General features: G+C 68.9%; 18 protein-coding genes. 12 read left to right on the top strand and 6 right to left on the bottom strand.

Features of this window, described 5'->3' with window-relative positions:
- Nucleotides 1–5 precede the first annotated feature (5 nt).
- The 3 genes from ASD47_RS14860 to ASD47_RS14850 all read left to right on the top strand — a co-directional run bounded on the left by ASD47_RS14860 (nt 6) and on the right by ASD47_RS14850 (nt 1,489).
- Nucleotides 6–392 (top strand): hypothetical protein, encoded by a 387-nt coding sequence (locus ASD47_RS14860; protein WP_056758028.1) that lies wholly within the window; start codon nt 6–8, stop codon nt 390–392.
- On the top strand, nt 389–784 hold the full coding sequence (locus ASD47_RS14855) for a hypothetical protein (RefSeq protein ID WP_028040095.1): 396 nt from the start codon (nt 389–391) through the stop codon (nt 782–784). Before ASD47_RS14860 ends, ASD47_RS14855 begins: the two co-directional genes overlap by 4 nt.
- Nucleotides 785–871: 87 nt before the next feature.
- Nucleotides 872–1,489: a superoxide dismutase gene (locus tag ASD47_RS14850; protein WP_056758024.1), complete on the top strand. Its 618-nt coding sequence runs from the start codon at nt 872–874 to the stop codon at nt 1,487–1,489.
- 14 nt (nt 1,490–1,503) lie between these two features.
- Here ASD47_RS14850 and ASD47_RS14845 read toward each other — a convergent pair whose 3' ends face one another.
- A complete protein-coding gene (locus ASD47_RS14845; RefSeq protein ID WP_056758021.1) occupies nt 1,504–2,355 on the bottom strand; it encodes a metallophosphoesterase in 852 nt (283 codons plus the stop codon).
- Entirely contained in the window at nt 2,352–3,200 is an 849-nt protein-coding gene (locus ASD47_RS14840) for a diacylglycerol kinase family protein (protein WP_056758019.1), read from the bottom strand. The genes ASD47_RS14845 and ASD47_RS14840 overlap by 4 nt, the downstream gene beginning before the upstream one ends.
- 133 nt (nt 3,201–3,333) lie before the next feature.
- Between ASD47_RS14840 and ASD47_RS14835 the strand changes: the two genes are divergently transcribed.
- From ASD47_RS14835 to ASD47_RS14820, 4 genes are all read left to right on the top strand, one after another.
- Nucleotides 3,334–3,675 carry a glycine zipper domain-containing protein gene (locus ASD47_RS14835; protein ID WP_028040099.1) on the top strand — a complete coding sequence of 114 codons (342 nt, stop codon included), beginning with the start codon at nt 3,334–3,336 and terminating at the stop codon, nt 3,673–3,675.
- Nucleotides 3,676–3,756: 81 nt separating this feature from the next.
- Nucleotides 3,757–4,221 carry an OmpA family protein gene (locus ASD47_RS14830; RefSeq protein ID WP_056758016.1) on the top strand — a complete coding sequence of 155 codons (465 nt, stop codon included), beginning with the start codon at nt 3,757–3,759 and terminating at the stop codon, nt 4,219–4,221.
- 313 nt (nt 4,222–4,534) lie between these two features.
- Nucleotides 4,535–4,744, top strand: coding sequence for a hypothetical protein (locus ASD47_RS14825; protein ID WP_230983736.1), 210 nt, complete (start codon nt 4,535–4,537; stop codon nt 4,742–4,744).
- Between the two features lie 12 nt (nt 4,745–4,756).
- The gene (locus ASD47_RS14820) at nt 4,757–5,008 is read left to right on the top strand and encodes a hypothetical protein (protein WP_056758011.1); all 252 of its coding nucleotides are present in this window, start codon (nt 4,757–4,759) and stop codon (nt 5,006–5,008) included.
- 95 nt (nt 5,009–5,103) lie between these two features.
- On the opposite strand, the gene ASD47_RS14815 is transcribed toward ASD47_RS14820, so the two are convergent.
- Nucleotides 5,104–5,904, bottom strand: a complete 801-nt coding sequence (locus ASD47_RS14815) for a response regulator (RefSeq protein ID WP_056758006.1) — start codon at nt 5,902–5,904, stop codon at nt 5,104–5,106.
- A gap of 246 nt (nt 5,905–6,150) precedes the next feature.
- Here ASD47_RS14815 and ASD47_RS14810 point away from each other — a divergent pair, with 246 nt between their 5' ends.
- The 5 genes from ASD47_RS14810 (at nt 6,151) to ASD47_RS14790 (ending at nt 10,182) form a co-directional block, all read left to right on the top strand.
- Nucleotides 6,151–6,336 (top strand): NepR family anti-sigma factor, encoded by a 186-nt coding sequence (locus tag ASD47_RS14810; RefSeq protein ID WP_028040104.1) that lies wholly within the window; start codon nt 6,151–6,153, stop codon nt 6,334–6,336.
- Between the two features lie 2 nt (nt 6,337–6,338).
- The gene (locus ASD47_RS14805; protein WP_056758004.1) at nt 6,339–6,944 is read left to right on the top strand and encodes a sigma-70 family RNA polymerase sigma factor; all 606 of its coding nucleotides are present in this window, start codon (nt 6,339–6,341) and stop codon (nt 6,942–6,944) included.
- On the top strand, nt 6,941–8,653 hold the full coding sequence (locus tag ASD47_RS14800) for a sensor histidine kinase (RefSeq protein ID WP_056758001.1): 1,713 nt from the start codon (nt 6,941–6,943) through the stop codon (nt 8,651–8,653). The genes ASD47_RS14805 and ASD47_RS14800 overlap by 4 nt, the downstream gene beginning before the upstream one ends.
- Nucleotides 8,654–8,721: 68 nt before the next feature.
- Nucleotides 8,722–8,856 (top strand): entericidin A/B family lipoprotein, encoded by a 135-nt coding sequence (locus tag ASD47_RS14795; RefSeq protein ID WP_056757999.1) that lies wholly within the window; start codon nt 8,722–8,724, stop codon nt 8,854–8,856.
- A 270-nt stretch (nt 8,857–9,126) separates the two neighbouring features.
- The gene (locus ASD47_RS14790; protein ID WP_056757994.1) at nt 9,127–10,182 is read left to right on the top strand and encodes a hypothetical protein; all 1,056 of its coding nucleotides are present in this window, start codon (nt 9,127–9,129) and stop codon (nt 10,180–10,182) included.
- Nucleotides 10,183–10,196: 14 nt separating this feature from the next.
- On the opposite strand, the gene ASD47_RS14785 is transcribed toward ASD47_RS14790, so the two are convergent.
- From ASD47_RS14785 to chpT, 3 genes are all read right to left on the bottom strand, one after another.
- Nucleotides 10,197–11,009: a protein-glutamate O-methyltransferase CheR gene (locus ASD47_RS14785; protein ID WP_056757991.1), complete on the bottom strand. Its 813-nt coding sequence runs from the start codon at nt 11,007–11,009 to the stop codon at nt 10,197–10,199.
- Entirely contained in the window at nt 11,006–11,383 is a 378-nt protein-coding gene (locus ASD47_RS14780; protein WP_162251648.1) for a response regulator, read from the bottom strand. Before ASD47_RS14780 ends, ASD47_RS14785 begins: the two co-directional genes overlap by 4 nt.
- Before the next feature lie 83 nt (nt 11,384–11,466).
- Nucleotides 11,467–12,159: a histidine phosphotransferase ChpT gene (gene chpT, locus ASD47_RS14775; protein WP_056757985.1), complete on the bottom strand. Its 693-nt coding sequence runs from the start codon at nt 12,157–12,159 to the stop codon at nt 11,467–11,469.
- Nucleotides 12,160–12,207 lie beyond the last annotated feature (48 nt).

The raw sequence follows: 12,207 nt of genomic DNA, 5'->3' as shown, positions 1-12,207 counted from the left end.
TCATCATGCCCGATAACGCCCTCAATCCCGCCCTGAAGGAAGCCAACAAGGCCTCGTCGAACGCCGGCGCGGCTCTTGACCATGCCGAGCGCAGCTTCGGCGAGGCGGCCAGCGCCGCCCGCGGCAACTTCGGCGAGGCCGCCGCCGCGGCCAAGGCCAACCTGGCCGACGCCGCCAAGCGCATCGAAGCCTCCCTGACCCAGGGTCTCGAGACCCTGCGCGCCCAGACCCGCACCTATACCGACACCGCCGGCCAATCGGTCGACGAGGCTGGCCGCTATGTCAGCGAGCGGGTCCGCGAGCGGCCGATCACGGCCACCCTCGCCGGCCTCGGCGTCGGCGTCCTGCTGGGCCTGCTGCTGGCCGGAAACCGCGGCGGCCGCGACAAGTGATCTTTGGCAAGACCCTGACGACGCTGGCAGCGGCCGCGGCGATCGCCGCGGCCGCTGCCGTGAGCGTGTTCGCCGCGGCCTTCGCGCTGTTCGCGGTGCTGCAGCCCCATCTCGGCGCCGCCGGCGCGGCGGCGGTGGTCGCCGCGGTCGCCGCCGCCATCGTCGGGCTGGCCGGACTGCTGGCCGCGCTCAAGGCCGAGGAAAAGGCCCGACCCGCACCTGCGCCGGACGCTTTCGCCTTCGCCGAAAAGGCCATCGAGATGGTCAAGGATCGGCCGATCCTCACCGTCGGCGCCGGCCTGGCGGCGGGGATCATCGCCTTCCGCAACCCCGCGCTGGCTGCGATCGTCGCCAAGGCGCTGCTGGATTCGCAGAAACCGCCGCCGCGCTAGCGACAATCGACAAGACGAGCCTTTCCCGCCTCTGGTTTTCTGGGCCTCCCGGCCCATCTTCCGGGGGCGTTTTGCCCTGGAGCGATCATGTTCAAACTCCCCGACCTGCCCTACGCCTATGAAGCCCTGGAGCCGACCATCTCGGCCAACACGCTTCATTTCCACCATGACAAGCACCACGCGGCCTATGTGAACGCGCTGAACGGCCTGCTGCCGGAAGGCGACAAGCGTCCGCTGGAAGCGGTGATCCGCGAAGCCGGCCCCGGCAAGGTGTTCAACAACGCCGCCCAGGCCTGGAACCACGCGTTCTTCTGGGACTGCATGAGCGCCGACAAGGCCGCGCCGTCGGCCGAGCTGACGGCCGCCATCAACGAGGCGTTCGGCGACCTGGCGGGCCTGAAGGAAAAGTTCGTCGCCGAGGGCGTCGGCCATTTCGGCTCGGGCTGGGTGTGGCTGGCCGTGCAGGAGGGCAAGCTGGTGGTGCTCTCGACCCACGACGCCGACGACACCCTGACCAAGCCCGGCGTCACCCCGCTGTTGGTCTGCGACCTGTGGGAGCACGCCTACTACCTGGACCACCAGAACAACCGGAAGGGCTTCCTGGAAGCCTGGTTCGACGTCCTGCCCAACTGGACGTTCGCCGACGCCCAGTTCGCCGCGGCCAAGGGCCAGGGCGCGGCCTGGACCTATCCCGAGCCGGCCTAACCAGCCTCGGCTGTCTAGACCTGCAGCGGCGCGACCTCGGTCGCGCCGCTTTCGTTTGGGCCCTTGGGTACGCAGCGCCGCGGAACCGACCAGGTCCGGAAGGTCACGAACTGGGTGCGCTCGAAGGCCAGGGCCGTGATGCGGATGTCGACATCGTCAACCTCGATCAGGTTGAAGCTGGGCGGCACGCCCCGCTCGCGCACCGACAGCGTCCCCGAGCCGACCGCCTGGGTGCAGCCGTCCGAGAACGGATAGGGATGCACGAACGGCGCGTGGATGTGGCCGGTCAGGACCAGGTCCACCCCGGCGTGGGAGAAGGCCTGGGCGGCCGCCGTGCCGCCATGCACCCGGGCGGTCATCGGCCCGCCGAGCATCTCGATCAGCGGATGGTGGCAGACCACGATCTTCAAGGCCCCGGGGGCGGCGCCCTTCAGGTCGGCGCAGACCTCGCGGACCTGGCGGCGTGAGACCGCGCCCTTCGACCAGTTCAGCCGCAACTGGAAGGCGCGGGCCGAGTTGAGGGTGACGACGGTGGCCCGCGGGTCGTCCCAGTCGCTGTTCATCCGCTCACCGAACCGGTCCTCATACCGCCGCCAAGGCGCGACCAGCCGGGTCAGGATCTCGCGAGGACCCGCGAACGGCGTGTCGTGATTGCCCGGCGTGACCAGTCGCGGGCCCGGCAGGCGGTCCAGCCAGGCCTGGGCGGCGTCGAACTCCTCGACCTTGCCGTCCTTGGTCAGGTCGCCGGCGGCGATCACAAGGTCGGGTCGTTCGGCGTGGATGCGCTCGACCGCCGCCTCGACGGCGGCCTTGTGCTCGCCACCGAAATGGATGTCGGACACCTGGACCAGCTTGAGCGGTCTCATGGGGCGGGAACCAGGGCGCGGAAAGCCTTGGGGCGGAAGCGGATGGCGACGGCGTCGTCCAGCCGCACCGGCTCGCCATCGAGGATGGCCGGGATCCGCCCCCCGGCCCAGACCTTGCCGATCCGGCAGCGGCCGACGATCACCGACGGGTCGTTGCGCCAGTTGCCGGTCACGGTGTTGACCCCAAGGCGGAAGATGTCCAGCGCCCCGGCCGGATCCAGGGCGGCGGCCTCCAGGGCCTGCTCGTCAGCGTGCAGATCGGCCGAGACCAGGGGGCAGAGCAGGCTGAGGGCCTCGGTCTTGCCCTTGGGGCGGCCGTCCAGCACGTAGCGCAGCCGGCTGGAGAAGGCGCGGCGCATGGCCCGGCGGGCGCGCAGCAGCGCCAGGTCGGCTCGCCCCGCCCGCGCCGCCTCGCGAGCCTCGGCCCACAGGGCGGGACTGCCCAGGATGGCGGCGACGAAGAACAGCCGGCCGTTGATCTCGCCGCCGGAGATCATCCGTTCCTGGCCGCTCTTCAGGCAGTTGGCCATGGCCTCTGGCCAGGGGATGGCGCCGTACAGGGCGTGGGGCAGCATGTTCATGGTGCCGCCCGGCAAGGGTGCGATCATGGGACCGTCGGGGCCGGCCATCTCCGCGGCCGCCCGGGCGGTGCCGTCGCCGGCCACCACCAGCAGGGCGTCGGGCCGGGAGTCGAGGGCGTCGCGCAGGCAGGCGGTCAGCTCGCCTTCGCCGGGGGCGTGGACTCGTCCGGTGACTCCGTGTTCGGCCAGGATGGCCTCGGCCTGGGCCGGAGCCTCCCGGCCCACCGAACCGGAAGCGATGTTGGTGACGACTTCCACACGCATGCAGGATTCCAGGGAGCGCGAATGCGCAAGGAAGGTTCGAGACCACAAACGGCGGCGCTTGGCTGGGGTTCCCGGAACCGTTGAGCCGCGCGGCTCGTTTGCAGCGTGGGACAAGCTCGAACGGAGAGCCACGATGAACAAGACCTTGATCGCCCTCTTGGGCGTCGGCGTGCTGGCCAGCGCTTGCACCGCCACCGGCAACACCGAACGCAACGCCGCCGGCGGCGCGGCCCTGGGAGCCCTGGCGGGCGCGATCGTCGGCAACAATGTCGGCGGCGGCAGCGCCACTACGGGCGCGGCGGTTGGCGCGGCCCTGGGCGGCACCGTCGGGGCCGTGAAGGGCTGCCGCGAGGACGGCGGTTGCGGCGCCACCAACGTCAATCGCCGTCAATACTATGACGAGCGCGCCGGACGGTATTACTACTACGACTCGCGTAGCGGTCGTTACTACTGGGAAGACGGCAGCCCCCGTTAAGTCGGGCCAGGCCGAACCCTCGTAAAGGCGGTCGGCGCGCGTCGGCCGCCTTTTGCGCGCCGTGGCGTCAGAGAGGGCAAGATGAAGACGATCGGACGGGCGATAATCGGCGTGGCGGTCCTGGGGGGGCTGGTGGCGGGATGCGTGAGCCATCCCGGACCCAAGTCGCGGTCCCAGATCGTGCAGATGGCTCCGAGCTGCGAAGACTTCTCAGTCCAGATCTATTTCGAAAGCCGCTCGGCCCAGCTAACCGACGAGGCGCGCTCGGTGCTGAAGGGCGCCGACGCCCTGGCCACGGGCTGCAAGGTCGCCTCGGTGAGGGTCGTGGGCCTGGCCGACGCGGTCGGCGCTCCCGACGCCAACCTGGCGCTGTCCAAGCAGCGCGCCGAGGTCGTGACGCGGGCCTTGGACAAGATGGGCTACAGCAACGTAGCTTTCGATGTCGGGGCTGCGGGTGACGCCGGCGCCATGACCAACGACGGCGAGAACCGGCCCCTGCGGCGGCAGGCCGACATCCGTTTTGATCTGGACGGAAAGTTGCGCTAGCGGAGATTTTCCGCAAGCGCGCATGAAAAAGGCGGATCCGATGGGGTCCGCCGAAAGGCCTTACAAGGGATAGGGTGCGGAGGCGGCAGGCTGGCTTTCACCAGCCTCAAGTCGGGGGGGCGTCGCCGCCTCCGCAATTCAAAAACGTCGCGCCCCGAGAGCGGTTCCCGCCGCCCGAAACTTTTTTCGCCCATGCCGCGATTATTTTCGCGGCCGGTCCCCGCGACCTCGGAGAGGCCGGAGGGAACGGCGCGGAGAACGACACGTTGATTTCCCGAAGGCCACCTTGGCCTCGCACAGGGGAGCAACGTTCGTGATCCGCACCTATCAAGCCGAGCATGGTGGACCGATCTTCGACAGCGCGCGAACGCGTCGGCGGAGAGTCCAGCGCAATCGGATGATGGCCTTGGCGGTAATCGTCGCCATAGCGGCGTCAGCGGGCGTTCTCCAGCACTTCAACGACAACCTCGCTCCCAGCGGCCCGGTGAAGTCCGGCTCGGGAGTCTATTCCGCCGCCCGCTAAGGAGGCTATGAGATGCCCGCCGACCTCGAACACCCTCATCCCGCCGTCAACGCAACCCGCGCTCGCCAAGGTCGCTGGGGCAAGCATGTCTTCTGGGTGCTGGTTATCTCAACCGTGCTGGCCGCCGCGGCGCTGTTCGGGGCCTGGGGGTTGCGCTCGGGCGATATCGCCCGGGTCGAGCACACGCGCGGCGCGACGACCACTCAGGAAGCCGAGCATTATTCCACCGGTCAGGCGCCGGTGAAGCAAACGCCCTCCAGCTAGCCTGACGTCACGGCCCCGATGTCGCGTTCAAGAAAAAGGCCCCGGTGAAAACCGGGGCCTTGTCGTTTCGCACCTGAGTTCGGCAAGGGGCGGGATCAGGCCGCCTTCTGCGTCCGGCGCGGGTGGAAGAACAGCGCTTGGCCGATCGCCGCCTTGACCGTCTCCGGCTGGAAGGGCTTGGTGATCAGGAACGTCGGCTCTGGGCGTTCGCCGGTCAGCAGTCGCTCAGGGAAGGCGGTGATGAAGATCACCGGCACGTCCAGGCGGGCCAGGATGTCCTTGACGGCGTCGATGCCAGACGAGCCGTCGGCCAGCTGGATGTCGGCGAGCACCAGTCCGGGTGTACGGCGCGTCACCGCATCGACCGCCTCGCCGCGGGTGGCGGCGATGTCGATCACGTCGTGACCCAGTTCCTTGACGAGCGCTTCGATGTCGGCCGCGATCACGGGCTCATCCTCGATGATCAGGACCTCGGTAGCGAGTTCGGCGTCGATTTCGGCCTGGGCTTCGGCGATCAGCCGCTCGACCTCGGCGAAATCACAATCCAGGATCTGCGAGGCTTCCGTGGGGGTGAAGCCCTCGAGAGCGGTAAGCAGGAAGGCCTGGCGCGACCGCGGCGCGATCCGCATCAGGCGCTGCGAAGCGTCGTCGGCTGCGTTGGCGACATCATCGCGCCGAGCCTCCAACTGAGCGCCCGAAGACAACCAGATCGCATGGAACACGCGATACAGCGCGACCCGCGGCGACAAGTTGACATCCAGCGATCGTTCGCCAGCGGCCAGGGCTTCGAGGGCGACGCGAACATAGTGGTCGCCAGTGGTCTGGTCGCCGGTCAGCGCGCGGGCATAGCGACGAACGTAAGGCAAGTGCGGCGCCAGCCGGGCAAGAAGACTCATGACCCCTCCCGTGTGAGTGTCTTCGGATACAAAAAAAGCCTGCGGTGCGGCAAAGCTACGCCGTTTGGCTATCCGAACATAAACGCGACCCTTGGACGCCGGTTCCATGGCGGCTTCCGGCGCGATAACAATTTTGCCATCATATGCTCAAGCTTGTGGAACCCCATAGGGAATCCGACGTTGTCATCCGGCGTACACTCATTCGGCCAAAGGGGGCGGGCGCCACGTCTTGTCGGCGTCGAGGACATGATCGAACACGTACCCATGGAAGATCACCGCAAAGGGGCGGCCGCGCTCGACGAGGCGCGGCTTCGCCAGCAGGCTATTGGCGTCAAGCTTCGTCAGATGTTCGACGAAGTGGTGAACGAACCGGTGCCCGACGAGTTTCTGGACATCCTGCGCAAGGCCGAAACGCCTTCGGGAGAGCGTTGAGCATGAGCGAAACGCAAGTTGGCCGGTCACCGTTCGATCCGGCCCGTGACGAGACCTTCAAGAAGGAGCTCGTCACGCTGATTCCGCATCTTCGCGCCTTCGCCCGTACGCTGACCGGCGACCCGACTGCGGCGGACGATCTGGCGCAGGACGCCATGATGAAGGCCTGGGACGCCCGCGCCAGTTTCCAGCTCGGCACCAACATGAAGGCCTGGACCTTCATGATCCTGCGCAACCAGTTCTATTCCGAGAAGCGCCGGTCCTGGCGTCAGAGCCAGCTCGACCAGGAGGCGGCCGAACGCACCCTGGTGGCGGTGGACGACCCCGAGGCGCCGGTCGCCCTCGACGAACTTCGGCTCAGCCTGTCCATGTTGCCGCCGGAACAGCGCGAAGCCCTGATCCTGGTCGGAGCCGGCGGTTTCGCCTACGAAGAGGCCGCCGAGATCTGCGGCTGCGCCGTGGGTACGGTGAAGAGCCGGGTCAGCCGGGCGCGGCGAGCCCTGCAGGCGATCCTCGAGGCCGGCGCCTATGACCGCGACGGCGCCGCCGCCGGCGACGCCATGTACGCCATCCTGGCCGACGCGGAGAGACTGAGCACCCTGCGGTGAAGCCCCTCCCCAGGCGAGGAGCCGGAGCGGTCGGGTCCATTCGGGTCCGGCTTGCCGGCGCATTGTTTCTCGCCCTATTGCCGGTTCTGATCCTCGGCGTGCTGCAATCGGTCTTCGCGTTCAAGGCGGAGGCCGATTCGCGCCGCCAGAGCCTGGAACTGGCGGCCGGCCGAAGCGCCGCGATCGCCCGCGCCCGCATCGAAGCCGCCGGCGTCCTGCTCCAGACCCTCGGACCGGGTTCCGTCGGGCTGGAATGCACCCAGCGCCTGGACACGGTGAAGCAGCGCCTGCCCGGCTACGCCAATCTGATCCGGTTCGACGCCTATGGCCGGGTGTCGTGCGCGGCCGCCACGACGCCGCCCGACGCCATGCGGGCCAATCGGCGGTGGTTCCAGCGTCTCGCCGCCGGGTCGCACATGGTGGTGGCCAGCATCCCCGGCGTGACCTACGCCGACGAGCCCGCCGTCCTGACCGCGGTTCGAGCCGAAAAGCGCGATGGCCGCTTCGACGGGGCCATGGCCGCCGTGCTCACCCTGTCGACCATCCAGCCCGAGACCGCCAACCGCTATCTGCCGGGCGGGGCGGAGGTGGCCCTGGCCGATTCCGAAGGCCATGTGTTCGCGGCCACCAACCGGCGAGCCTTCGGAACGCCGTCCACGGCCTGGCGGGACCAGACCCTCAGGAGCGGCTCGGCGCTGTGGTCGGGTCGCGACGCCGACGACCGTCCGCGGGACTTTTCGGCCGCGCCTTTGGTCGGGCAGGAGGTGTTCGTGATCCTGTCGGCCAAGGCCCCGGGCCTGGCCTCGTGGGCCTGGCTGAACCCGATGCTGCGCCTGCTGGCGCCGCTGCTGGCCTTCGTCCTGGCCCTGGCGGCGGTGCTCTACGCCACCGAGCAGGCGGTGATCCGCTGGATCGTCTATCTGCGGCGGGTCGCGGCCATCTACGCCCGGGGCCGGTTCACCGTGCGGCCCCTGCAGGCCGAGCGCGCGCCGCCCGAGATTCGCGAGCTGGCCGCCACCCTGGACGACATGGCCGCCGGCATCGTCGCCCGTGACGCCTCCCTGCGCGACAGCCTGGGCGAGAAGGACGCGCTGATGCGCGAGATTCACCATCGGGTGAAGAACAACCTGCAGATCATCTCCAGCCTGCTGAACATGCAGCAGCGCGCCCTGACCGATCCCGCCGCGCGCACCGCCCTGAACGACACCCGCCAACGGATCACCGCCCTGGCCCAGATCTACCGCGCGCTCTATCAAGGCCCCGACCTCAAGCGGGTGGACCTGCGGCCGTTCCTGGAGGAACTGACCGCCCTGCTGCTGGCCGGGGACATGTCGAGCGGCGGGGCGATCCGCACCGAGGTCCACGCCGATCCGCTGGTCATCGACCCGGACCGCCTGGCGCCCCTGGCGCTGTTCGCGGTCGAAGCCATCACCAACGCCCAGAAGCACGCCCTGGCCGAACGCGGCGGCACGCTCACCGTCGACTTCTTCGTCCGCGGCGAGGAGGCGGAGCTGGCGATCGGCGACGACGGCCCGGGCGCGCCCAAGGGGCCGGTGGAGGGTGTCGGCCGAACCCTGATGACCGCCTTCGCCCGGCAACTGCGCGGCAAGCTACTGTTCGACACCTCGCCGGCCGGCGGCCTGCTGGTGCGCCTGGTGTTCCCGACTCCGGAAGCGCCGCCGGCAGAGCCCGCCGCCGCCGGAACCTAGGCGGGAGCCCCACGTTCAAGAGGGGCAATACCTTGGACGCCCATTCGGGCGATCACCGGAGAAGACCCATGCGCAAGCTCATCATTCTGGCCGCGATCGCCGCGAGCCTCACCGTCGCCGCCTGTAACACCGTCGAGGGCGCCGGCAAGGACGTCTCGTCGGCGGGCGCCGCCGTCAGCGACACCGCCAAGGACGCCAAGTAGTTCCTGGCCAAAATCCAAAGACACGGTCCTGAACGAGCCCGCCGATCCTGGATCGGCGGGCTTCTTCATGGTGCCGATCATCAGACCCGCTTTCGTTTCGGCCATGCAATTTCGAGTCGATCTGGCGACTCATGGCCAGGGTTGGTGACAAGCCAGCCCAGTTGTGGCGTCCGGGTTACAAATCTCCCCTAAACTTGACCTGAACCGATATCGGCAAGCCAAGCTGGCCCTTCAGCCTGTGGTCGTCTGTCCCACGGGTGTGATCTCCAATTGCCGCGTTCCTCGTCCGCGCCGATCTTCGTCCATAGCGGCTGGCGGTGTTCCAGCACCTATGTTTGGCACCGCTTCCGGGCCGTCCCCACGGTGACGGCCTATTACGAGCCGTGGCACGAGCAACTGGCAGGGCTGACGCCGGAACGGATCGAGCGCGAACGGCCGGCTACCAGCGGCCTGCGCCACCCAAACGAGGGCTTGCCCTACCTGTCGGAATTCGCCGGCTTGCTGCGGCCGGATGGCGGCGTCCACGGCTTCGAGACGCGCTTGGCGCTGGACGAATATTTCCTGACCGCCGACCAGGAGGACCCAGGCCAAGCCGCCTATGTCGAAACGTTGATCGCGGCGGCGCGGCGTGAAGGGCGAACGCCGCTGCTGGCCTGCTGCCGGACGCTGGGCCGGATCTGCTGGCTGCGGCGGCGGTTCGGCGGCACTCATATCGTGCTGATCCGCGATCCGGTGCAGCAGTGGCGATCGTTCTACTCGCTGCGCAAACGGCCCCGGCCGACCTATTTCGAGCTCTGCCAATACGTGATCCTGTCCGAGGCGGCGGGCGGCGAAGCGGCGGCCCGGCGGCTCGGCCTGCAGGCCGGAAAGGGCGATCTGGCCGACCGCATCCACGCGACTCGCAAGCGGCTGAAGCGGGCCCCCGCCCGGATGTCGTTCGCCGCGTTCCTGGCGGTCTATGTGCTGTCCTATGTGGCGGCCCTGCCGCGCGCCGACCTGGTGATCGACGTCGACCGGCTGGGCGGCGATCCCGAATACGCCCGCACCATGGCCACGGCGATCGAGGTGCTGACCGGGGTGAAACTAGACTTCGCCGACTGCCGCACGCCCCCGCCGCACGCCGGCAGGCTGCCGGTCGACTACCGCAAGGAAGCGGTGGCGATGATCGAGGCGCTGGACCTCTCGGAGGTGCTGACGGCGCCGGGACCGATCCAGACCCTCTATCGTAAGCTGCTCAGGGCGCTGCCGGAGCGCGAGACGGTCACGCCCTGGCGGCGCCTACTGGCGTTCTGGCGCGGCAAGAGGTTGAGCGTCGCCGAGGCCTAGTGGAACGCGACGGCTCAGGCCGCGGCGCGGGTGAACAGGCCTGAGGGTCCCGCGATCGCCTGCACGGCGCTGGTGACGCCCTCCAGGGATTCTCCGCTGCCGACCAGCAGCACGCCGTCGTCTTCCAGGCGAGCGGCGAGGCTTTCGATGACCCGGCCGTGCACGGCCGGGTCCAGGCCCGGCAGGACGTTGCGCAGCAGGATGACATCGAACCGACCCATCGACGACAGGTCGGCCAGCAGGTTGATCCGCCGCCAGCGCACCGCCTGACGGATGCGCGGGGTGATCGCCCACATCTCGTCCTGGTTTTCGAAATGCTTGACCAGCAGCCGGATCGGCAGGCCGCGCTGGACCTCGAACTGCGTGTAGAGCCCGCTCTGGGCCTTCTCCAGGCAGCGGTCCGAAAGATCCGAGCCGAAGAATTCGAACCGGGCGCTGGGGGCGATGTCGCGTCCCTCGGCGGCGGTCATCGCCAGGGAATAGACCTCCTGGCCGGTCGAGCAGGCCGCGCTCCAGATCCGGATCGGACGGTCCCGACCCAGCCTGGACAGGCTGGGCAGCAGTTCGTCGCGCAGGTGGGCGAAGACCTCGCGATCACGGAAGAACGCGGTCTCGTTCAGGGTCAGGGCCTCGACCACGGCCCAGATCAGCCGGTCCTCGCGATGGGCGCGCAGGGCGGCGATCATCGCCTCGATCGACTCGAAGCCTTCCCGGCGGGCCAGGGGATTGAGCCGGCTTTCGACCAGATAGGCCTTGTCGCTCTCGATGCGCAGGCCGGCGCGTTGGCGGGCCAGGGCGGCCAGCAGCTCCATGTCCTCGGGCGTCACAGCAGGCCCGCCTCGGCGAACTTCGCCGCGATGATGTCGCCGTCGAACGGCTTCATGATGTATTCGTCCGCGCCGGCGTCCAGCGCCTCGCGGATGGCCTCGATCCGGTTCTCGACGGTGCAGAAGACCACGGTCGGCCCCTGGCCGCCTGGCTCCTGGCGCAGATGGCGCAGGAACTCGATCCCGTTCATGACCGGCATGTTCCAGTCCAGGAGCACGGCGTCGGGCATCGCCGCCCGGCACCAAGCCAGGGCTTCCATGCCGTCGGCGGCCTCGGCGATCTCGAAGCCTATGTCTTCCAGGACGCGCCGGGCGACTTTGCGGATCACCCGGCTATCGTCGACGACGAGACAGGTCTTCACGGCACGCTCCAATCCAACCCCGCCAGCTTGCGGCGGAGGGAGTTAAGGACCGGTGACGGCGATCGCGTTCTTCGAAGGTTTATGCCTGGAAAGACTCAGGCGGGGACCCAGGCGGCCAGGACGACCTGGTCCTCGCCCAGCTCGACCCCGACCTGGCCGCCAGCCGCGCGGACGAGGGCGTTCAGATAGGCCGCCTGCACCCAGGGACCGCCCAGGCCCTCGGCCAGGGCCTCGCCCTTCAGGCCAGCCAGAACTTCCGGCCGGAGACGGGCGCGTGGGCCGGCGGCGTCGGCGGTGATCGCCACCCGGTCGTCGGCGACCACGGCCCGCAGCGTCGCCTTGCCGCCAGCCGGCAGGGCGCTGGCGGCGATCTGGGCGATGTTGAGGATGGCGCGCGCGGTGGCCTTGTTCATGGTCGAGGGCGGGATCGCCCATTCGAGGGTCGGACGCACATGGGCGAACACGCCCTGGGCCAGCTTCTCTAGCTCTCGCGAGTCGAAGTTCTCGGCCGAGGCGGAGGCGCCGAACGCGACCCGTGTGAACTGCAGCAGGTCGGCCAGCTTGCGGGCGCTGGACGAGATCAGGCTCATGGCGTCATCGCGCATGTCCTGGGCGGAGGGATCCTCCAGCAGGTCCAGGCCCGAGACGATGGCGCTGGCCGGGCTGATGAAGTCGTGGCAGAGGCGCGCGGCCAGGAGGGCGGCGAAGTCGGGGCCTCCGATATCGACCTTTGGGGCGTTCAATTCGGGCGCGGCGGCCTGCGGCGCGGATGCGGCTTCGTCGGTCATGGCGCGATCTTTGGCGTGATTTGGGACTTTGGCAAACGCTGCTGGCGG

Origin of the sequence: Caulobacter sp. Root1472, assembly GCF_001426985.1 — a bacterium.
In the GTDB taxonomy this organism is placed as follows: domain Bacteria; phylum Pseudomonadota; class Alphaproteobacteria; order Caulobacterales; family Caulobacteraceae; genus Caulobacter; species Caulobacter rhizosphaerae.
This window is presented reverse-complemented; position numbering and strand designations above follow the sequence as displayed.